The organism is Pseudomonas sp. CFBP13528, from assembly GCF_005233615.1.
Classification (GTDB): domain Bacteria; phylum Pseudomonadota; class Gammaproteobacteria; order Pseudomonadales; family Pseudomonadaceae; genus Aquipseudomonas; species Aquipseudomonas fluorescens_AM.
Map to the genome: position 1 here is coordinate 250,332 of NZ_QGAJ01000004.1, position 21,346 is coordinate 271,677.

A 21,346-nucleotide genomic window follows, 5' to 3' on the forward strand; every position below is an offset into this window, starting at 1 on the left:
ATCGGGTTGTGCGGTGAATCAAGAGTGATCGAACGCCAGTGGATCCAGTTTCAAAGGGTCGTAGACCTGCGGCTCACTCCCAGCCGCCACGGTCGAGACACCGGGTGCTCGTCGGTGGCTGTTTGCCGTAGGCCAGAAACTCCCCGAGCCAGCGGCTGACACAGCCGTCGGCAGTTGTCTGGGCGGGTTCCTTGAGCAGAAGCGACTCGACGCCGGATGCGCCCGGTTCGCTGTGCCCTGCGTTGACCAGCACCATGCGTGCGACGCGTTCGGGAAACCGCGTCGCGTAGCGGTTGCCCAGGCGCGCCGCGTCGGCATTGCCGACGTAGTTGAGCCGGGACTCGCCCAGTTGCCCGCGCACATACTCCATATCCTGTGCCGCCTGTTCGAGGGCGTCACCCCCTGTGAGGTCGCGGCTGCTCAGTTCGATCATGTCGTAGCGGTCGACCAGCTTACGGTAAGCCGGGTTGGCGTAAGACTCCCAAAGGCTGGCCAGATGCAGGGCAAAGGTGGCGTTTTTAGCTGTATGCGGCTCGCCGGACTGGATAAACACCACGCCCTCGCGGTTGAGCGGGTCGCGCGCGCCGACGCGTGTCACGCTCAGGCGTATGCGGCCGCGTCCAGGAGCGGCATGGTCGCGGGGCACCGTCACCAGGCCACATTGGGTACGGTCGAGTACGTCGGGGGCGAGCCGCTCAAGCACCGGGAAAGGGCAATCGAGTAACCAATCAATGGCGGTGGGCGCGATCAGGGGGTCGGCCAGGGCCAGGTGTGCGATCAACCAGCCGCCGAGGCAGACCAGGCATTTTCCAACAACGCTGGGTTTCATTAAAAGGTCCCGGGAAGCCGTATGAAGTCGGCTTTTTTACCAAGGACCTTGGGTCTAATAATGTAAGGCGATTAAACGGATCGTGTACGAAACTGGAGTTTCGTTTATCAGGTGTCGCTATTCCAGCCACCGCCCAATGCTTTGTACAACGCGATGCTGGCTTGCAGGCGCGACAGCCGCAGCTGCACGTCCAAGTCCTGGGCCGCGTACAGGGTGCGTTGGGTCTCCAGCACCGTGAGCAGATCTTCGGCACCGGCCTGGTAGCGGCTTTCGGCGATCCGGAACGCGGTTTGGGCCTGTTGCAGTTCTTCAACTTGCCATTGGCGTTGCTGGTCGAGGCGGCTGATGCTGCTGAGGGCTTTTTCCACATCGGCAAAGCCGTTGATGATCGCCCCACGGTAGATTTGCAGAAGCTCATCCTGGCGCGCGCGGGCCTTGTCGCGTTCGGCGCTTAAACGACCGTTGTTGAAGATCGGCGCCACCAGGCCCGAGGTCAGGGTGTAGAACGGGCTGCGCAGGATATCGTCGGCCTTGTATGCGCCCGAGCCCAGGGTCGCGCCCAGGGTCACTGCAGGCAGCATCGCTGCACGGGCTACGGTGACGTCGGCACTTGCCGCCGCCAGCTGTGCCTCGGCCTGGGCGAGGTCGGGGCGCCGGCTCAATAACTGGCTTGGCACGCCGGGCCCGATGGTTGGCCAGGTCAGTGCCGGGAACGCCTCGGTGCCCAGTTGCAGCGCCTGCACGGGCTGGCCGAGCAACGCGGCCAGGGTGATGCGCGCCTCTTCGGCCAGTTGCTCGACCAGCGGCAGTTGCCGCTGCTGGCTGGCCACCAGGCTTTTCTGTTGCGCCAGTTCCAGAGCCGTGGCGGAACCGGCGTCGTAGCGGGTTTGCACCAGGTTCAGCACCGCGCGCGCATTCGCCAGGTTCAGCTCGGCGATCTGCACGCGTTGGCGCGCCGCCAGGGTTTGCGCGTAACGATCGGCGACGTTACTGAGCAGGGTCAGTTCCACGTTGGCCTGGTCGAACTGGCTGGCCTGCAGGCTATGCAGCGCGCTGTCCCGCGCAGCGGCGCGACCGCCCCAGAAGTCGAGTTCGTAGCTGGCCGTGAGGTTGGCGTCATAGCGGGTGACGGTTTTATTGCTCTCGGTGGCGTCCAGGTCCGAGTTGCCGCTGCCGCGCAACAGCTTTTCGCGGGTGGTGGTGAGGTTGAAGTTGATCTCGGGCAGCAGCGGCGCCCCGGCAATCACCGCCGTTGCCTGCGCCTGGCGCACCCGAGCCATGGCGGCGGCCACGTCGAAACTGTCACGCCGGGCCTGGTCGATCAGGCGGTTGAGCGATGGGCTGCCAAAGTGCGTCCACCAGCGCTGGTCGGTGGCTTGGCTGGCCGCGCGTTCGCCATAATGCCAGGCGGCGGGTGGCGCGATGCCGCTGTCGACGGCGGCGGGGTTGCCGGCGCAGGCGCTGAGCAGCAGGCACAGGCTTAGCACTGACAGTTGTGGTGCGATGGATCGTTTATTCACTGGTCAACGCCTTAACCGGATCGAGCCGGGCAGCTTTACGGGCCGGCATAAAGCCGAATACGACGCCGGTGACCAGCGCGCAGCCAAAGGCGCCGAGCATCGCCACCAGGGAAAACTGCACCGCCACGTCGGCCAGCACCAGCACGCCGCCCACCAGCAGCGCCAGGGCGATACCGAACAGCCCGCCGACCACCGAGAGCATCACCGCCTCAGTCAGGAATTGGCGCAGGATGTCGCGCTGGCGTGCGCCGGTGGCCATGCGGATGCCGATTTCACGGGTGCGTTCGCGCACGGTCATCAACATGATGTTCATCACGCCGATACCGCCCACCAGCAGGGAAATCGCGGCAATCGAGCCGAGCATCAGCGACAGGGTGTTTTGCGTGCGCGCTTCAGCCTGAATCATCGCTGCGTCGTTGGTCAGGTGGAAGTCGCGCTTGCCGCCGTGCAACTTTTGCATAAGCTGACCGATGGCTTGCTCGGCCTCTTGCACCTTGCGCGCATCGGCGGCGGCGATGACCACGTATTCGGGGTTATAGGTGCCGAACAGGCGCACGCTGGCGGCGGTGTAGGGAATGGCGACACGGTCGTCGCTGTCTTGCATGCCGGAGCTGGAGCCTTTTTCCGCCAACACGCCAATCACCTGGAAGGGCACGTTTTCGATCAGGATGTATTGGCCGATGGGGTCTAGCTGGCCTTTGAACAGTTTTTCGCGCACGCGATGACCGATCACCGCCACCGTGGCCCCGGCGCGCTCGTCGGCTTCGGTAAAGTAGCTACCTTCGGCCACCGGCCAGTTGAAGATGTCCGGGAAGTTGGTGTCGTTACCGCCCACATAGGCCGTGTAGTCGACGTTGCCGAAGCGCACGCCGGCGTAGGTGCCGTTCACCGGCATGATGCGCTTGACCTGGGGCAATGTAGCCAATGCCGCCACATCATTGAGGGTCACGATACCTGGCGGCGTGCGCGGGTTAGGCGAAAAGCCACTCAGGTAGATGATGTTGGAGCCGAAGGCCGCCATCTGCGCCATGACCTGGCGCTTGCTGCCTTCGCCCACTGCCAGCATCACCACCACCGACGCCACGCCGATGATGATCCCCAGCAGCGTCAGCGCGGTGCGGAAGCGGTTGATCCACATCACCCGCCAGGCCGCCTGTACCGCGTCCAGCAGCTCGGCTTTCCAGGCACCAATGTGTTCGGCGCCGTCGGCCAGGCGCTGGCGCAGGTCCACGGCTTGCAATGCGTTGCTGCCGGCCGTGATGGGCACGTGGATGTTACTCAACGCCGAATCGCTGATGATCAGGCCGTCGCTGATCTCGATGATGCGGTTGGCGTGCGCCGCGACTTCGCGGTCGTGGGTGATCAGGATCACCACGTGGCCCTGGCTCGCCAACTCATCCAGCAGCAGCATCACCTCGGCGCCGCTGTGGCTGTCGAGGGCTCCGGTGGGTTCGTCCGCAAGGATGATATGCCCGCCGTTCATCAACGCACGGGCAATCGAGACGCGTTGTTGCTGGCCACCGGAGAGCTGGTGCGGGCGGTTGTTGGTGCGGTCGGCCAGGCCCAGGCGGGTCAGCAGAGCCTTGGCGCGGGCATGGCGTTCGGCAGCGCTGATGCCGGCATAGATCGCCGGCATCTCGACGTTTTCCTGGGCCGAGCCGGACGGGATCAGGTGGTAGCCCTGGAACACGAAACCAAAGGCTTCGCGGCGCAGCCAGGCCAGTGCATCGCTGTCCAGGTGCGCGACGTTTTCCCCGGCGAACAGGTAGTCGCCCACGGTGGGGCGGTCGAGGCAGCCGAGGATGTTCATCAGTGTGGATTTTCCGGAGCCCGAGGCGCCGACGATGGCAACGAACTCTCCCGCATGGATAGACAGGTCGATCCCGCGCAATACGTCGACCTGCGGGCTGTCGCCGCCGCCGTAGGACTTGCGGATGTTCTTGAGTTCGATCAATGGCGTGGTCACATCAACCCCCGCCGCCGCTGGCTGGGCCGATCAACAGGTGATCGCCTTCGTTGAGGCCATCCAACACTTCAACGCGCAGGCGGTCACTGATACCCAGGTGTACTTCGCGCTCCTCGATGGCGCCATTTTCGGTGACGACCCGGGCGATCTGCTTGTCGGTGCCTTGGCCACCGAGCAGCGCCGCGACCGGGACGGTGAGAGCGTCCTTGACCTGGCTGGCGACGAAAAACACCTGGGTGGTCATTTCGGCCATCAGCGCATTGTCAGTGTTGTCCACATCCAGCAGTACGGTGTACAGCACTACGCGGCCACTGCCGGTTTTGCTCGTGCTGGTGGGGCTGCCACTGCCCTGGCTGGTTTCATTCAGCGGCTTGGGCGGGATCGGCAGGATCTGGCGTACGGTGCTGGTCCAGCGCCGGTTGCCGCCGGCGAGGGTAGTGAAATAGGCGCTCATGCCCGGTTTGACGTGGCTGATATCGGCTTCGGACACTTCGGCCCATACGGTCATCGGCGACAATTTGGCGATGCGCAGGATCAACGGCGTTTGTTGCTGGGCGTTGAGGGTCTGGCCGACCCGTGCATCTACCGCCACTACGGTGCCGCTCATGGGCGCGTAAATCCGCGTATAGCCCAGTTCGGCCTCGTCACTGCGCAGGCTGGCCTGGGCCTGGCGGATCTGCGCCTGGAACATATCGACACGGGCTTGGGTGGCGCTCAGTTCGGCTTTGGCGGTTTGCACATCTTCTTCACGGGTGGCGTTGCCTGCAACCAAGCGTTGCTGGCGCTGGTATTTCTGGCGTGCGAGTTCGTGCTGGGCTTTCTGTTCCTGCAACTGCGCCTTGAGGTTTTCAATGGAGTAGCGACTGGCGTCGAGCTTGGCCTGTTGCGTGGCAGGGTCGATTTCCACCAGCAGCTCGCCTTCCTTGACTTGATCACCGGCCTCCACATGGATCTTGCGAATCTGTCCGGATGCCTGGGCACCCACGTCGACATACCGGCGCGGCTGCAGGGTGCCAAGTGAGGTGACGCTGTTTTCAATGTTGCCGCGGGTTACGGCGACCGTGGGCAGGCTGTCGCGGCCCGACGGCAGCACTTGCCAGGCAACCACCGCGAGGATGCAGAGCAGGCACGCCATCACCAGCAGGGCGCGTCGGGCAGGTCGAGGGCGTTTCATGTCTTGGTTCCAGCCGGGAGGTATTGACCGCAGGAGCGGGGAGTTGACAGTTATACGAGAAAATTGCCCGGAGATTTAGGCCCTTACACACGTGGTAACAGCTCGCCCGACGAAAAAAAACGCACCGGTGATGCAAGACTTCTTTAAAAGTAGATGAGAATTACTATAAATTGCACACACTCAAACTGCCATCATCGATGGACGTGTTCCTAAAAAGGTTGGCATCGTCAGCACCACGGCCATGGGGCCAGGAGTCATGTTGGAAAACTACTATCGCGAGCTGGTGTGTTTCCTCAACGCCAAGCTGGGCAACCGTCAGGTGGCCGAGGATGTGGTGCATGACGCGTATGTGCGGGTGCTGGAGCGCTCCAGTGACACGCCGATCGAACAGCCGCGCGCGTTCCTGTACCGCACCGCGTTGAACCTGGTGATCGACGGCCATCGGCGCAACGCCCTGCGCCAGTTGGAACCGCTGGAGGTGCTGGACGCCGAAGAACGCTTCGCCCCCTGTTCACCGCACACCAGTCACGACCAGGGCCAGCGTCTGGAGATGCTCGAGCGCGCCCTGGCCGAGCTGCCGGCGGCCTGCCGCGACAGTTTCCTGTTGCGCAAGCTCGACGGCCTGTCCCACCTGCAAATCGCCGAGCGCCTGTGCATTTCCCGCGCGCTGGTGGAAAAGCACATCGTCAATGCCATGAAGCACTGCCGGTTGCGCATGCGTGAGTGGGAAGTGCACTGAAGCGCTGTTAGTTAAATTTTATTTCACTGTCCTCGTTTCCTATCAACACACGGCCTGTTGTTCAGGCCATGAAGGTATTCCCGCCCCAACCGCCAAGGGGCTTATCCAGAGGACACTGGAATGACACAGGCAATTGCTTCGCCCGCGGTTCACGACCTGATCGGCATTGGCTTCGGCCCTTCGAACCTGGCGCTGGCCATCGCCCTGCAGGAGCGTGAGAAGGCGCAGGGCAAACTGGACGTGCTGTTCCTCGACAAACAAGCCGACTACCGCTGGCACGGCAATACCCTGGTGACCCAGAGCGAATTGCAGATTTCGTTCCTCAAGGACCTGGTGACCTTGCGCAACCCCACCAGCCCGTATTCCTTCGTCAATTACCTCAAGGCCCACGACCGCCTGGTGGACTTCATCAACCTGGGCACCTTCTACCCGTGCCGCATGGAGTACAACGACTACCTGCGCTGGGTTGCCGGGCAATTCCAGGCCCAGGCCCGCTACGGCGAGGAAGTGCTGGCCATCGAGCCGATCCTGCACCAGCAACAGGTTGAAGCGCTGCGCGTGATTTCCCGCGATGCGCTGGGCGAGCAGCATGTGCGCACTACACGCTCGGTGGTGGTCAGCGCTGGCGGCACGCCGCGTATTCCCGAAGCCTTCAAGGCGCTCAAGGGCGACAGCCGGGTGTTTCACCATTCCCAGTACCTGGACCGCATGGCCAGCCAGCCGTGTGTGGACGGCAAGCCCATGCGCATTGCGGTGATCGGCGGTGGTCAAAGCGCCGCCGAAGCCTTTATCGACCTCAACGACAGCTTTGCGTCGGTGCAGGTCGACCTGATTCTGCGCGGTTCGGCGCTCAAACCGGCGGATGACAGCCCGTTCGTCAATGAAGTGTTCTCGCCGGCCTTTACCGACCTGGTGTTCCAGCAAGTCGGCGCCGAACGTGAGCGCCTGGTCGCCGAGTACCAGAACACCAACTACTCGGTGGTGGACCTGGACCTGATCGAGCGCATCTACGGCATCTTCTATCGGCAGAAAGTCTCCGGCATCGCGCGTCAGGCCTTCCGCACCATGACAGTGGTCGAAAAGGCCGCCCCCGGCCCGCTGGGCATTGAACTGACGCTGCGCAACAACGCCACCGGCGAAACCAGCGTGAATCACTACGACGCGGTGATCCTCGCCACCGGTTACGAACGCCAGATGCACCGCGAACTGCTCGCGCCGCTCGAAGCATACATGGGCGATTTCGAAGTGGCCCGCGACTACCGCATCGTCACCGACGAGCGCTGCAAGGCCGGCATTTACATCCAGGGGTTCAGCCAGGCCAGCCATGGTTTGAGCGATACGTTACTGTCGGTGCTGCCGATTCGTGCCGATGAAATTGCCGCGTCGTTGTATGCCAATGACCGTAGCCGTGGCAGCGCGCGCTCGGTGCAGGACCTGCTGCTCGCCACTGCAAGCTGATCGGATTGTGTAGGAGCGAGGCGGGCGGCTAGCCCTTGCTCCTACAGGCGGTACTTGTGACATGGGGTTGCTGCTGATACTGTACAAAAAACCAGTATCGGTAGCTCTCCATGCAGTTGATCGAAAAGCTCAGCATCCTCGCCGACGCCGCCAAGTACGACGCTTCGTGCGCCAGCAGTGGCGCACCCAAGCGCAGCTCCGAAGGCAAGGCCGGGCTGGGTTCCACCGATGGCATGGGCATTTGCCACAGCTATACGCCCGACGGCCGTTGCGTGTCGCTGCTCAAGGTTTTGCTCACCAACTTCTGTCTCTACGACTGCCAGTATTGTGTCAACCGCCGTTCCAGCGATGTGCCGCGTGCGCGATTCAGCCCGGAAGAAGTGGTCACCCTGACCCTGGACTTCTACAAGCGCAATTGCGTCAGCGGTTTGTTTCTCAGTTCCGGCATCATCCGTTCAGCCGACTACACTATGGAGCAGTTGGTGCGGGTCGCCAAATTGCTGCGTGAAGAGCACGATTTTCGCGGCTATATACACCTCAAGACCATCCCTGAAGCTGACCCTGCGTTGATCGCCGAGGCCGGGCGCTATGCCGACCGCCTGAGCGTGAATATCGAACTGCCCACCGATACCAGCCTGCAAACCCTGGCGCCCGAAAAGCAGATCGTCTCGATCAAACAGGCCATGCAGACCATCTACACCGGTGAACAGACGGTGCTCAACGAACCCCGTGCACCGCGCTTCGCCCCGGCCGGGCAGAGTACCCAGATGATCGTCGGCGCCGATGACACCGACGACAGCACCATCCTGCACGGTGCCGAAGCCTTGTATGGCAATTACAAGCTGCGCCGCGTGTATTATTCCGCGTTCAGCCCGATTCCCAACAGTCCGAAGAGCGTGCCCCTGGCCGCACCACCGCTGATGCGCGAGCATCGTCTGTACCAGGCCGACTTTCTGTTGCGCAGCTACGGCTTCAGCGCCAATGAACTGTTCGAAGGCCCCGGCCACCTGGCCCTGGATATCGACCCCAAGCTGGCGTGGGCCCTGGAGCATCGCGAGGTGTTCCCCCTGGACCTGAACCGCGCCGAACCGACCTTGATCGCGCGCATCCCCGGCATTGGCCTGCGCACCACCCAGCGCCTGGTAGATCTGCGCCGCGAACGCAAGATCCGCTTTGAAGACCTGGCCCGCATGCGCTGCGTGCTGGCCAAGGCCAAGCCGTTTTTCATCACCAGCGATTACCACCCACAGCAGGCCGATAGCACCAGTGTGTTGCTGCGCGAACAGCTGCGTGATCGCCCGCAACCGCAACAGATGGGGTTGTGGGGATGATCAGCCTGGAATGCGACAACCTGTTCAGCACCTGGCGCGAACAGGCGCGCTGGCTGCTCAGCCACCAGGTCGACCCCAGCCAGGTGAGCTGGGGCGAAGCCGAGGTGGCGGATTTGTTTGCCACCGACGAACCCATTCCGTCCGGGCCGGGGCCTTTCCAGGCGCGCATTCCCAAGGCCTTGTTGCAACTGCTGGAGTCGGCCGCCTGCTACCAGGGCGATCAGCGTTGGAGTTTGCTGTACGAAGTGTTGTGGCGGGTCAGCCATGGCGATCGCACGGCAATGCTGGCAGGTGACAAGTTGGGCAGCGAGTTGCAGCGCCGCATCAAGCAGGTCAGCCGTGAAGCCCACCACTTGCATGCGTTTGTGCGGTTTATTGCATTGCCGGCCGAAGCCGGGCCCGAGCTGCCGGAGTACGTGGCCTGGCACGAGCCGGCCCACGATATTTTGCACAGTGCCAGCCAGCATTTCGTCGGGCGCATGGGCCGCCATCGCTGGATGATCGCGACGCCCCTGGATGGGGTGTATTACGACGGTGAGCAATTGATTCACCAACGCCAGTGCCCCGAGGCGTGGCAGCAGCTGGCGCAAAATGTCGAAGACCCGCACAGCGCCATGTGGTTGACCTATTACAGCCACATCTTCAACCCGGCGCGCTTGAACCCCAAGGTGATGGAAGGGCATCTGCCGAGCCGGTTCTGGAAGAACCTGCCGGAGGGCAAGTTGATTCCGGGGCTGATCAGTGAGGCGCGCACGGGCAAACAGAAGGATGGGCAGGCCAGGCTGGTGGGCACCAAACCCGGCAAACGCATTTCAAGCGGGCATAATTAGAAAATGTGGGAGGGGGCTTGGTATTGTGGTGTTTGTCAGAGCGTCCTCAGCCAGGAGCAATCATGTCTACCGCTGTTCGTCTTGCCCAAACCGCCGATGCCGAAGGGATCAGCCAGGTCATCCTGGCGGCCTTGCACAGCAGTAACGCACAGGATTACCCGGCGGATGTGATTGCCCGAGTGGCATGTCATTTCACCCCCGATGCCGTGCTGGCGCTGCTCAAGCGCCGTGTCGTGCTGGTGGCCACCCAGGAGCAGGTGATCGTTGCCACCGCCGCCCTTGACGCCAACGTGGTGCGCTCGGTGTTCGTCAACCCGGCGCTGCAAGGGCAGGGCATTGGTCGCCTGTTGATGATCGAGATCGAACTGCGCGCCCGCGAAGCCGGGGTGACGGTGTTGAGCGTGCCATCCTCGCTGACCGCCGAGGCGTTCTACAGCAAGCTGGGGTTTCACACCGTGCGTGATGTCTATCATGGCAATGAGCGCACGCTGGTCATGGAAAAGGCCCTGCTGTCCCGGCATCCCATCGGCCCGTATCGCGACCGTCAGCACCGTGCGCAAGTGGTTGAGTTGTGGCAGGAGGCGTTCGGCTATGACACCGCGCATAACCTGCCGAGCCTGGCGATCGATAAGAAGCTGGTGGTCAATGACGGGCTATTCTTTGTCGCGACCGATAAAAAAACCGTGATCGGTACGATTCTCGCCGGCTATGACGGCCATCGCGGTTGGCTGTACTCGGTGGCGGTGCATGCCGACTATCGTCGCCACGGCCTGGGATCATCGTTGGTGCGTCACGCCGAACAGGTCTTGACGGCGTTGGGTTGCATGAAGATCAACCTGCAGATCACCGGCGGCAATGACGCGGTGGTGGGGTTCTACGAGGCGTTGGGCTATGGAGTGGAGCCGAGGATCAGCATGGGCAAGAAGATTGCCGGGAATATTCCTCCCCAATCTTAAGAACACAGGAGGCAAATGTGGGAGGGGGCTTGCCCCCGATGGCAGGGTGTCAGTCACCGATGATGTTGACTGATTCACCGCCATCGGGGGCAAGCCCCTCCCACAGGTTTTGCAGTGTTGCTGAGGCAGTGGCTTAGACTTTGACGATCCAACCCGCTGGCGCTTCAACGTCACCGGTCTGCACGCCCGTCAGCTCTTTGTAGAGCTTCTGGGTAATCGGGCCCACTTCGGTTTCGCTGTGGAACACGTGCAGCTTGCCGTTGTACTGGATGCCACCGATCGGCGAGATTACCGCAGCGGTACCACAGGCACCGGCTTCCTTGAATTGATCCAGCTTGTCGATGAACACTTCGCCCTCGACCACGGCAAGGCCCAGGCGGCTCTGGGCCAGTTCGATCAGCGACAGGCGGGTAATGCCCGGCAGCACCGAAGGCGACTTCGGCGTGATGAACTGGTTGTCATGGGTGATGCCGAAGAAGTTGGCCGAGCCGACTTCTTCGATTTTCGAATGGGTCATCGGGTCCAGGTAGATCGCGTCGGCGAAGCCGGATTTTTTCGCTTCCGAGCCCGGCATCAGGCTGGCGGCATAGTTACCGCCCACTTTGGCGGCACCGGTGCCTTGTGGCGCGGCGCGGTCGAAGGTGGAAATCTGGAAGTTGTGGGGCACCAGGCCGCCTTTGAAATAGGCGCCGACCGGGATGCAGAACACCGAGAAGATGAACTCCGGCGCGGTGCGCACGCCGATGTTGTCACCGGTGCCGATCACGAACGGGCGCAGGTACAGCGCGCCGCCGCTGCCGTAAGGCGGGATGAAGCGCTCGTTGGCCTTGACCACTTGTTTGCAGGCTTCGATGAAGTCTTCGGTCGACACATGCGGCATCAGCAGGCGGGCGCAGCTACGCTGCATGCGCGCGGCGTTCTGGTCCGGACGGAACAGGTTGATCGAGCCGTCCTTGCAGCGGTAGGCCTTGAGGCCTTCAAAGCACTGTTGGCCGTAGTGCAGGGCGGTAGAGCCCTCGCTGATGTGCAGCACGTTGTCGTCGGTCAGGGTGCCTGCTTGCCATTCGCCGTTTTTCCAGACCTGGAGAAACCGCTTGTCGGTCTTGATGTAGTCAAAACCCAGCTTGTCCCAATTGATGCTTTCGTTACCCATGACACCCTCTAATCTCTGGTCAAGTCGGATTTTTTTCTGGATGGGCTCAACAATACTGCATTCTTGGCCGGTGTGGGAGCGGGCGGTTGGACCATTCAACCTCTCTATTGGATGATCCACTGCTATCGGGGGGCAAGCCCCCTCCCACATTTAGAATGCATTCCCCTGTAGGAGGGGGCTTGCCGCCGATGGCCTCGCCACGGTTCTACAGGTGCAACGCATGCCCCAAAGCCCGCAACGCCGCTTCCTGCACGGCTTCACCCAAGGTCGGATGGGCGTGGATCGTTCCCGCCACATCCTCCAGGCGTGCACCCATTTCCAGGCTCAGGCCAAACGCAGTAGACAGTTCCGACACACCCACGCCCACGGCTTGCCAACCGACAATCAGGTGATTGTCACGCCGCGCCACCACCCGCACGAAGCCGGTTTTCGACTCCAGGGTCATGGCCCGTCCGTTGGCGGCGAACGGGAAGCTCGACACGATGCAGTCCAGGCCGGCTGCCTTGGCCTCGTCCGGAGTCTTGCCCACCACCACCAGTTCCGGGTCGGTAAAGCACACCGCCGGAATCGCCGCCGGGTTGAATTCGCGAGGTTTACCGCTGATCAGTTCGGCGACCATCTCGCCCTGGGCCATGGCCCGGTGCGCCAGCATGGGCTCGCCGCTCAGGTCGCCAATGGCATACACATTGCGCATGCTGGTCTGGCAACGGCTGTCGATCTTGATCGCGGCGCCGTTCATGTCCAGGTTCAGCGCTTCGAGGTTCCAGCCCTGGGTGTTGGGTTTGCGACCAACAGCCACCAGCACCTGATCGGTTTCCAGCGACAGGGTGTCGCCATTCGGGTCGCGCACTTGCAGGCAATGGTCGGCAAACCCGGTGACGCTGTGTCTGAGGTACAGCTTCACCCCCAGTTGCTTGAGGGATTCGCTCACCGGTTGAGTCAGTTCGGCGTCATAGGCCGGCAGGATGCGATCCTGGGCTTCGACCACACTGACGTCGGCCCCCAACTTGCGATAGGCGATGCCCAGTTCCAGGCCGATATAACCGCCACCCACCACGATCAGCCGCTTCGGTACGCGGCTCGGGGCCAGGGCTTCGGTGGATGAAATGATCGGCCCGCCAAGCGGCAGCATCGGCAGCTCGACACTCTTCGAACCGGTGGCCAGCAGCAGGTGTTCGCACTGGATGCGCTGCTCGCCCACGTCGACGGTCTTGCCGTCCACCACCTTGGCCCAGCCGTGGATCACCTGCACCTTGTGCTTCTTCAACAGCGCGGCGACGCCGGTGGTCAGGCGGTCGACGATGCCGTCTTTCCATTCCACACTTTTGCGGATGTCCAGGGTGGGCACGTCCACCTCGATGCCCAACTGCGAGCCCTGGCTGTGGTGTACCGTCTGCTGGAATTGCTCGGCCACATGGATCAAGGCCTTGGACGGAATGCAACCGATGTTCAGGCAGGTGCCGCCCAACGCCTGGCCTTCCACCAGGAGGGTCGGGATGCCCAGTTGGCCGGCGCGAATTGCGGCCACATAACCGCCCGGGCCGCCGCCGATAATCAGCAGCGTGGTGTGTAGTGTCTGAGTCATGCCCTTACTCCAGGAACAGGCTGGCGGGTTGTTCGAGCAGGCCGCGCACGGCCTGGATGAATTGCGCCGCGTCCATGCCATCGACCACACGGTGATCGAACGAGCTGGAGAGGTTCATCATCTTGCGCACCACGATCTGGCCCTTTATCACCATCGGCCGCTCGACGATGCGGTTGACGCCGACAATCGCCACTTCCGGCAGGTTCAGCACCGGCGTGCTGACGATGCCACCCAGCGCGCCGAGGCTGGTCAGGGTGATGGTCGAGCCCGACAGCTCTTCGCGGCTGGCCTTGCCGTTTCGGGCTGCTGTGGCCAAACGCGCGATTTCTTCGGCAGTGCCCCACAGGCTGCGGGCTTCGGCGTGGCGCACCACTGGCACCATCAGGCCGACATCGCTCTGGGTGGCGACGCCCACATGCACCGCACCGAGACGAGTGATGACCTGGGCTTCGTCGTCATAGCGTGCGTTGATCTGCGGAAAATCGCGCAGTGCCACCACCATGGCGCGCACGATGAAGGGCAGCAGGGTCAGCTTGCCGCGTGTGGCGCCGTGTTTTTCATTGAGGTGCACGCGCAGTTCGTCCAGCGCCGTGACGTCGATTTCTTCCACGTAGCTGAAATGCGCGGCGCGGCGGGTGGCATCCTGCATGCGCTGGGCGATCTTGCGGCGCATGCCGATCACCGGGATCTGGTGCTCGTCGTTGCGTTCGGCATAAGGGTTGGCGGCGGCCGAGGCTGGGCTGGCGCCTTGCTGAAGGTAAGCTTCGAGGTCTTCATGCAGGATCCGCCCGGCCGGGCCGGAGCCCTGTACCAGGCGCAACTGGATACCCGCATCCAGGGCATGCTTGCGAACGGCGGGGGAGGCCAGCGGGCGCTCATTGGCCTCCCGCGCCACGGGCGCCTGGACGTTGGCCGCGACAGGCGCGGGCTTGCCTGGAGCCGGTTGCGGCTGGCTCTCCACCACCGGCGCGGCTTTTTCCAGCGGTGCGGCCACGGCCGGCGCTTCCCTGGCGTTACCGGCGCCTTCCACTTCAATGCTGATCAAAATACTGCCGACCGCCATGACTTCACCCGGCTCGCCGCCCAGGGAAATCACCTTGCCGTGGACCGGCGAGGGAATGTCCACCATCGCCTTGTCGGTCATCACATCCGCCAGCACCTGGTCTTCGACGACCAGGTCGCCGACCTTCACATGCCACTGCGACAGTTCAACTTCCGCGATGCCTTCGCCAATGTCCGGCATCTTGATAACGTGCGTGCCCATTCAGACCTCCATGACCCGTTTCAACGCCGCGCCCACTCGGGACGGGCCTGGGAAATACGCCCACTCCTGCGCATGCGGGTAGGGCGTGTCCCAGCCGGTGACGCGCTCGATCGGCGCTTCCAGGTGGTGGAAGCAGTGCTCCTGCACCAGCGACACCAGCTCGGCACCAAAACCGCAGGTGCGCGTGGCTTCGTGCACCACCACGCAACGGCCGGTCTTTTTCACCGAGTTGACGATGGTGTCCAGGTCCAGCGGCCACAGGCTGCGCAGGTCGATGACTTCGGCGTCGATGCCGGTTTCTTCGGCGGCGACTTGCGACACATACACCGTGGTGCCGTAGGTCAGCACAGTCACCGCAGACCCCGGACGCACGATGGCGGCCACGTCCAGCGGTACGGTGTAGTAACCGTCCGGCACCTGCGCCTGCGGGTGTTTCGACCACGGGGTTACCGGGCGGTCGTGATGGCCATCGAACGGGCCGTTATACAGGCGCTTGGGCTCAAGGAAGATCACCGGGTCATCGTTTTCGATGGAGGCGATCAGCAGGCCCTTGGCGTCATAGGGGTTGGACGGCATCACCGTGCGCAGGCCGCAGACCTGGGTGAACACCGCTTCGATACTCTGGCTGTGGGTCTGGCCGCCATAGATGCCGCCGCCGCACGGCATGCGCATGGTCAAGGGCGCGGTGAACTGGCCGGCTGAGCGATAACGCAGGCGCGCGGCCTCGGAAATAATCTGGTCGGTGGCGGGGTAGACGTAGTCGGCAAACTGGATTTCCGCGACCGGACGCAGGCCGTAGGCGCCCATGCCCACCGCCACGCCGATGATGCCGCTTTCGGAAATCGGTGCGTCGAATACCCGCGAGCTGCCGTATTTGGTCTGCAAGCCTTCGGTGCAACGGAACACGCCGCCGAAGTAACCGACGTCCTGGCCGAACACCACCACGTTGTCGTCCCGTTCAAGCATAACATCCATGGCCGAGCGCAGGGCCTGGATCATGGTCATGGTGGTGGTGGTCATGGCGGTTTCCAGTTCGATGCTGTTGTTGTGATCGTTCATGTCACACCCCCAACGCTTGACGCTGGCGCTTCAAGTGCTCCGGCATCTCTTTATAGACGTCTTCGAACATGGTCGCGGCGCTTGGAATCTGGCCGCCGGCGAGGGTGCCGTACTGTTCGGCTTCTTTCTGCGCCTTGACCACTTCGGCTTCCAGTTCGGCGCTGACCGCCGCGTGTTCCTCTTCGGACCACTGGCCGATCCTGATCAGGTGCTGCTTGAGACGGGCAATCGGGTCGCCCAATGGGAAATGGCTCCAGTCGTCGGCGGGGCGGTATTTGGACGGATCATCGGAGGTGGAGTGCGGACCGGCGCGGTAGGTGACCCACTCGATCAGCGTCGGCCCCAGGTTGCGGCGGGCACGCTCGGCGGCCCAGGCGGAGGCGGCGTACACGGCGATAAAGTCGTTGCCGTCCACGCGCAGGGAGGCGATACCGCAACCGACGCCGCGTCCGGCGAAAGTCGTGGCTTCACCGCCGGCAATGGCCTGGAAGGTGGAAATGGCCCACTGGTTGTTGACCACGTTGAGGATCACCGGCGCACGGTACACGTGAGCAAAGGTGAGGGCAGTGTGGAAGTCCGATTCTGCGGTGGCGCCGTCGCCGATCCAGGCCGAGGCGATCTTGGTATCGCCCTTGATCGCCGAGGCCATGCCCCAGCCCACGCCCTGTACGAACTGGGTGGCAAGGTTGCCGGAAATCGTGAAGAAACCCGCGTCCTTGACCGAGTACATGATGGGCAACTGGCGGCCCTTGAGCGGGTCGCGCTCGTTGGACAGCAGTTGGCAGATCAGGTCCACCAGCGGCACGTCGCGGGCCATCAGGATGCTTTGCTGGCGGTAGGTGGGGAAGCACATGTCGTCGATGTTCAAGGCCAGGGCCTGGGCGCTGCCGATGGCTTCTTCGCCAAGGCTTTGCATGTAGAACGACATTTTTTTCTGGCGCTGGGCGACCACCATGCGGTTGTCGAAGATGCGCGTCTTGAGCATCGCGCGCATGCCTTTGCGCATGATGTCTGCCGAGACACCCTCGGCCCACGGCCCGAGCGCCTGGCCCTGGTCGTCGAGCACGCGGATCAGACCTTTGGCCAGGTCGGCGGTGTCGGCGGGTTCCACGTCGATGGCGGGTTTGCGTACCAGGCCGGCGTCGGTCAGGCGCAGGTAGGTGAAGTCGGTCTTGCAGCCTGGACGGCCCGAGGGTTCGGGAACGTGCAGGCGCAGCGGTGCATACGGCTGGTTCATGGCTTTCTACGCTCGATCTTGTGAATTTCTTGTAGTGGGCGCGCTAGCTGACAGTCAGTCTTCGGGTAGAAGAAATCTTGTCCTACAACAATCATAGGCGTGGCGTAGAAGAATATTTATCTGTGTTTCGTTGCGCTCAGGATCATTTGCGGATAAAAAATCTGCATAAACATAATAAACAGGTGACTTTGTCTCATGCGCAAACTGGACCGTACCGATATCGGCATTCTCAATGCCCTGCAGGAGAATGCCCGCATCACCAACGCCGACCTGGCCCGCTCGGTCAACCTGTCGCCCACGCCGTGCTTCAACCGGGTCAAGGCGATGGAAGAACACGGCCTGATTCGCGAGCAGGTCACGCTGCTGGACGCCGATCTGCTGGGGCTGCATGTCAACGTGTTCATCCATGTGAGCCTGGAAAAGCAGAATGAACTGGCGTTGCAGCAATTTGAAGGTGCGATCTCGGACCGGCCGGAAGTGATGGAGTGTTACCTGATGGCTGGCGACCCGGATTACCTGATCCGGGTGCTGGTGCCGACGATCCAGTCGCTGGAGCGTTTCATGATGGATTTTTTGACCAAGGTGCCGGGGGTGGCGAATATTCGCTCCAGTTTTGCCTTGAAGCAAGTTCGCTATAAAACCGCGCTGCCATTGCCGGCCAACGGCATCAGCCTCGGTTCCTGATTCAACGGTGGACAAAATGTGGGAGGGGGCTTGCCCCCTCCCACCTGTTTAAATGCATTTCAAAGTTGGTTGAGCGGGATCTTGAGGTAGGTGACGCCATTGTCTTCCGCTGGCGGCATATGCCCCGCCCGCACATTCACCTGGATCGCCGGCAGCAACAACGTCGGCATGCCCAGCCCGGCATCGCGGGTGGTGCGCATCGCGACAAACGCCGCCTCATCCACCCCGTCATGCACATGGATATTCTGCGCGCGCTGTTCAGCCACCGTGGTCTGGCATTTCGCCTCGCGGCCCTCGGGTGGATAGTCATGACACACGTACAGCTGGGTCTCGGGCGGGAACGCCAGCAGCTTGCGCATCGACGCGTACAACTGCCGCGCATCGCCGCCGGGGAAGTCGCAGCGGGCGGTGCCGACGTCGGGCATGAACAGGGTATCGCCCACCAGGATCAGGCGGCCATCGATCAGGTAGGCCATGTCCGCCGGGGTGTGCCCGGGCACATGCAGCGCCTGGGCCTGCAAGCCACCGATATGAAAGATTTCATCCGGCGCAAACAGGTGATCGAACTGTGAGCCATCCACCCGAAACGCCGGCTCCAGATTGAACAGCTGCTTGAATACGCCCTGCACTTTGCTGATGGACTGGCCAATCGCAATCTTGCCGCCCAGGGTGCGGCGCAGGTACGGCGCGGCGGACAGGTGATCGGCGTGGGCGTGGGTTTCCAGCAGCCACTGCACGTGCAGGCCATGCTCGCGCACAAAGGCAATCACCTTGTCGGCCTGCGCGGTATCGGTGCGCCCGGAGGCCGGGTCGTAGTTGAGCACCGAATCGACGATGGCGCACGGGCCGCCGTCGGCTTCATAGACCACATAGGTGTAGGTCGACGATGCCTCGTCCAGAAAGGCTTGAATCAACGCTGGCATGGCGGCTATCCCCGATGAAGAAAAAAGTGGTTACAATCAGTTTACGTTTAAACATAATGTTTTGAGCTTAAGTGAGTTAAAGGAGCCGAGGCAAATGGAATCTACGTTGAGTGAGGGCGAGGTCGCCCAGTTGCGTGCATCGGCGTCCAAGGCCTGTTCCTTGCTCAAGGCCCTGGCCAATGAAGATCGCTTGTTGATCCTTTGCCAGTTGACCCTGGGCGAGCGCAACGTCGGCGAGCTGGAAGCCCAGACTGGCGTGCGCCAGCCCACGTTGTCACAACAGTTGGGCATCCTGCGGGACGAAGGGTTGGTCGCCACCCGTCGGGAAGGTAAATACATCTTCTACGGGCTGGCCAGCCATGAAGTGATTCAAGTGATGAAGACCCTGTCCGGCCTGTACTGCGGCGCGGTCATAAAAAGCTGGGCGTGACGCCATCCGGCAGCGACCCTTGTGTGCATTGACTCCAAAAAGGCAGTAGACAATGACCGAACAACACTGGGGACCCACCATCAGTGGCGATATCGTCGTCATCGGCGGCGGCTCGGCAGGCATCGGCCTGCTGGCCAGCCTGCTCAAGCGCGACCCGCAACTGAACCTCATCCTGATCGAACCCAACGACTTCCATTGCTATCAACCCGCCTGGACCCTGGTGGGCGGCGGCGCCTACGACCTGCAAAAAACCCGGCGCCCGCTGGCCGACGTACTGCCCAATGGTGTCACCTGGGTCCAGGCCGCCGTCAGCGAGTTATTGCCTGACGAGCAAACCCTTGTGCTCGACAGCGGCCAACGCGTCACCTGGAAGAACCTGATTGTGTGCCCCGGCCTGCGCCTGGCGTGGGAAAAGATCGAGGGCCTGCAGGAGACCCTCGGTCGCCACGGCGTCACCTCCAACTATAGCTACGAACACGCGGCCTATACCTGGCAACTGGTGCAGCAGCTCAAGGGTGGCAAGGCGCTCTTCACCCAGCCGGCCATGCCGATCAAATGCGCCGGCGCGCCGCAGAAGGCCATGTACCTGTCCTGCGATCACTGGCTCAAGCAGGGCAGCCTGAAAAACATCGAGGTTGAATTCAACCTGGCCGGTGCCGCGCTGTTTGGTGTGCCAACGTTTGTGCCGCCGTTGATGAAGTACGTCGAGAAATACAACGCGCGCCTGGCGTTCAATGCCAACCTGATCAAGGTCGATGGCCCGGCAGGCAAGGCCTGGTTTGAAGTCAAGGACGCCGAAGGCAACGTCAGCGTCGTCGAAAAAGTGTTTGACCTGCTGCATGTGGTCCCGCCGCAAGTCGCCCCGGATTTTATCCGGCATAGCCCGTTGGCCGACACCGCCGGCTGGTGCGAAGTGAACCCCCACAGCCTGCAGCACCTGCGCTATCCGAACATCTTCGGCCTGGGCGACGTGTGCGGCACCGCCAACGCCAAGACCGCGGCGGCGGTGCGCAAGCAGATCGTGGTGGTCGCTGAAAACCTGCTGGCCCTGCGCAAACAGGCACCGCTGCCGCTCAAGTACGACGGCTACGGCTCCTGCCCGCTGACGGTGGAGAAGGGCAAGGTAGTGCTGGCGGAGTTCGGTTACGGCGGCAAGCTGCTGCCGACCTTTCCCCTGGACCCCACCCAGGCGCGCCGTTCGATGTGGTTCCTCAAGGCCACGTTGCTGCCGTGGTTCTACTGGAACGGCATGCTCAAGGGCCGCGAGTGGCTGACCCGCCTGAGCAAGGTGGACTGAATGCTGCTGGCCAGTGTGTTGGGTGTATTGATGGGCCTGGTCATGGGCCTGACCGGCGCGGGCGGCGGCATTCTCGGAGTGCCGGCGCTGGTGTTGGGCCTGGGGTTGACGATGACTCAGGCCGCGCCGGTGTCATTGCTCGCGGTGGGCGCAGCCGCGGCGGTGGGCGCGATCGACGGCCTGCGCCATGGTTTGGTGCGTTACCGCGCAGCGTTATTGATCGCGTTGCTGGGCGCGCTGTTTTCGCCGTTGGGGGTGTTCGTCGCCCATCAACTGTCGGAGCCGGTGCTGATGGGCCTGTTCAGTGCATTGATGGTGCTGGTGGCCTGGCGCATGTTGCAGCGCGAAAAGGTCCAGGCTGGGCCGAGTGACCATGGCGCCGCCTCCTGGGGCCAGAAAAACTGCATGCTCAACCAGCAGACCGGGCGCCTGGCCTGGACCGCCAAATGCACTGTGACCCTGGCTGCATTGGGCGCGGTGACGGGCGCGGTCTCCGGGTTGCTCGGCGTGGGCGGCGGTTTTCTGATTGTGCCGGCGTTCAAGCAACTCACCGATGTGCAGATGCGCGGGATCGTCGCGACCTCGTTGATGGTGGTCAGCCTGCTGTCGCTGATCGGCGTGGCGGGGGCCTTTCACGCCGGCGTGAGCATCGAGCCGGTGGGCTGGGCGTTCATTGGCGCGAGTATCGTCGGAATGCTAGCGGGACGGCGTCTGTGTTCGGTGATTCCCGCCCGCAGCTTGCAGGTGGGGTTTGCCAGCCTGTGTGTAGTAGTGGCGATTGGAATGTTGTTCAACGCGTTGATCTGACTCTGTGCCGGCGACTCGTAAGGTCGCCGTGCATTGCGGCAGTCACAAAATCTGGTAGGTGGGCAGGAACCTGCTGATTGGGTTTTAACACCCAGTGAGCACGG

At 62.5% G+C, this 21,346-nt stretch carries 19 protein-coding genes; 9 read left to right on the forward strand and 10 right to left on the reverse strand.

Annotated features, from left to right (window positions below; genetic code table 11):
- Nucleotides 1-73: 73 nt before the first annotated feature.
- From PspCFBP13528_RS10705 to PspCFBP13528_RS10720, 4 genes are all read right to left on the reverse strand, one after another.
- A complete protein-coding gene (locus tag PspCFBP13528_RS10705) occupies nt 74-829 on the reverse strand; it encodes an alpha/beta fold hydrolase (protein WP_137200178.1) in 756 nt (251 codons plus the stop codon).
- 107 nt (nt 830-936) lie between these two features.
- Entirely contained in the window at nt 937-2,349 is a 1,413-nt protein-coding gene (locus tag PspCFBP13528_RS10710; RefSeq protein WP_137200179.1) for an efflux transporter outer membrane subunit, read from the reverse strand.
- The gene (locus PspCFBP13528_RS10715; RefSeq protein WP_137200180.1) at nt 2,342-4,315 is read right to left on the reverse strand and encodes a MacB family efflux pump subunit; all 1,974 of its coding nucleotides are present in this window, start codon (nt 4,313-4,315) and stop codon (nt 2,342-2,344) included. The genes PspCFBP13528_RS10710 and PspCFBP13528_RS10715 overlap by 8 nt, the downstream gene beginning before the upstream one ends.
- Nucleotide 4,316: 1 nt before the next feature.
- The gene (locus tag PspCFBP13528_RS10720; protein WP_101220032.1) at nt 4,317-5,489 is read right to left on the reverse strand and encodes an efflux RND transporter periplasmic adaptor subunit; all 1,173 of its coding nucleotides are present in this window, start codon (nt 5,487-5,489) and stop codon (nt 4,317-4,319) included.
- Nucleotides 5,490-5,745: 256 nt separating this feature from the next.
- On the opposite strand from PspCFBP13528_RS10720, the gene PspCFBP13528_RS10725 reads away from it, so the two are divergent.
- The 5 genes from PspCFBP13528_RS10725 (at nt 5,746) to PspCFBP13528_RS10745 (ending at nt 10,803) form a co-directional block, all read left to right on the forward strand.
- The gene (locus PspCFBP13528_RS10725; RefSeq protein WP_065953010.1) at nt 5,746-6,228 is read left to right on the forward strand and encodes a sigma-70 family RNA polymerase sigma factor; all 483 of its coding nucleotides are present in this window, start codon (nt 5,746-5,748) and stop codon (nt 6,226-6,228) included.
- A gap of 120 nt (nt 6,229-6,348) precedes the next feature.
- Complete coding sequence (locus PspCFBP13528_RS10730; protein WP_137200181.1) at nt 6,349-7,686, forward strand: SidA/IucD/PvdA family monooxygenase; 1,338 nt, start codon at nt 6,349-6,351, stop codon at nt 7,684-7,686.
- Nucleotides 7,687-7,796: 110 nt separating this feature from the next.
- A complete protein-coding gene (locus PspCFBP13528_RS10735) occupies nt 7,797-9,017 on the forward strand; it encodes a putative DNA modification/repair radical SAM protein (RefSeq protein ID WP_065953012.1) in 1,221 nt (406 codons plus the stop codon).
- Entirely contained in the window at nt 9,014-9,847 is an 834-nt protein-coding gene (locus PspCFBP13528_RS10740; protein ID WP_065953013.1) for a TIGR03915 family putative DNA repair protein, read from the forward strand. The genes PspCFBP13528_RS10735 and PspCFBP13528_RS10740 overlap by 4 nt, the downstream gene beginning before the upstream one ends.
- A 62-nt stretch (nt 9,848-9,909) precedes the next feature.
- Complete coding sequence (locus PspCFBP13528_RS10745; protein WP_137200182.1) at nt 9,910-10,803, forward strand: GNAT family acetyltransferase; 894 nt, start codon at nt 9,910-9,912, stop codon at nt 10,801-10,803.
- A 133-nt stretch (nt 10,804-10,936) separates the two neighbouring features.
- On the opposite strand, the gene PspCFBP13528_RS10750 is transcribed toward PspCFBP13528_RS10745, so the two are convergent.
- From PspCFBP13528_RS10750 to PspCFBP13528_RS10770, 5 genes are all read right to left on the reverse strand, one after another.
- Nucleotides 10,937-11,956: a branched-chain amino acid aminotransferase gene (locus tag PspCFBP13528_RS10750; RefSeq protein ID WP_065953014.1), complete on the reverse strand. Its 1,020-nt coding sequence runs from the start codon at nt 11,954-11,956 to the stop codon at nt 10,937-10,939.
- Between the two features lie 205 nt (nt 11,957-12,161).
- Entirely contained in the window at nt 12,162-13,541 is a 1,380-nt protein-coding gene (lpdA, locus tag PspCFBP13528_RS10755) for a dihydrolipoyl dehydrogenase (protein ID WP_101220034.1), read from the reverse strand.
- Nucleotides 13,542-13,545: 4 nt separating this feature from the next.
- Entirely contained in the window at nt 13,546-14,805 is a 1,260-nt protein-coding gene (locus tag PspCFBP13528_RS10760) for a dihydrolipoamide acetyltransferase family protein (protein WP_137200183.1), read from the reverse strand.
- Nucleotides 14,806-15,864, reverse strand: coding sequence for an alpha-ketoacid dehydrogenase subunit beta (locus PspCFBP13528_RS10765; RefSeq protein ID WP_065953017.1), 1,059 nt, complete (start codon nt 15,862-15,864; stop codon nt 14,806-14,808). It lies immediately after the preceding gene.
- Nucleotide 15,865: 1 nt separating this feature from the next.
- Complete coding sequence (locus PspCFBP13528_RS10770) at nt 15,866-17,101, reverse strand: 3-methyl-2-oxobutanoate dehydrogenase (2-methylpropanoyl-transferring) subunit alpha (protein WP_101220036.1); 1,236 nt, start codon at nt 17,099-17,101, stop codon at nt 15,866-15,868.
- Nucleotides 17,102-17,296: 195 nt separating this feature from the next.
- On the opposite strand from PspCFBP13528_RS10770, the gene bkdR reads away from it, so the two are divergent.
- Nucleotides 17,297-17,785, forward strand: a complete 489-nt coding sequence (gene bkdR / locus PspCFBP13528_RS10775) for a Bkd operon transcriptional regulator BkdR (RefSeq protein ID WP_065953019.1) — start codon at nt 17,297-17,299, stop codon at nt 17,783-17,785.
- A gap of 59 nt (nt 17,786-17,844) precedes the next feature.
- On the opposite strand, the gene PspCFBP13528_RS10780 is transcribed toward bkdR, so the two are convergent.
- On the reverse strand, nt 17,845-18,708 hold the full coding sequence (locus PspCFBP13528_RS10780; RefSeq protein WP_065953020.1) for an MBL fold metallo-hydrolase: 864 nt from the start codon (nt 18,706-18,708) through the stop codon (nt 17,845-17,847).
- A gap of 94 nt (nt 18,709-18,802) precedes the next feature.
- On the opposite strand from PspCFBP13528_RS10780, the gene PspCFBP13528_RS10785 reads away from it, so the two are divergent.
- The 3 genes from PspCFBP13528_RS10785 to PspCFBP13528_RS10795 are packed head-to-tail and all read left to right on the forward strand — an operon-like array spanning nt 18,803 to nt 21,242.
- Nucleotides 18,803-19,138: a metalloregulator ArsR/SmtB family transcription factor gene (locus PspCFBP13528_RS10785; protein WP_057007617.1), complete on the forward strand. Its 336-nt coding sequence runs from the start codon at nt 18,803-18,805 to the stop codon at nt 19,136-19,138.
- Between the two features lie 52 nt (nt 19,139-19,190).
- Nucleotides 19,191-20,435 carry an FAD/NAD(P)-binding oxidoreductase gene (locus PspCFBP13528_RS10790; RefSeq protein ID WP_137200184.1) on the forward strand — a complete coding sequence of 415 codons (1,245 nt, stop codon included), beginning with the start codon at nt 19,191-19,193 and terminating at the stop codon, nt 20,433-20,435.
- The gene (locus PspCFBP13528_RS10795) at nt 20,436-21,242 is read left to right on the forward strand and encodes a sulfite exporter TauE/SafE family protein (RefSeq protein ID WP_065953022.1); all 807 of its coding nucleotides are present in this window, start codon (nt 20,436-20,438) and stop codon (nt 21,240-21,242) included.
- Nucleotides 21,243-21,346: the final 104 nt, after the last annotated feature.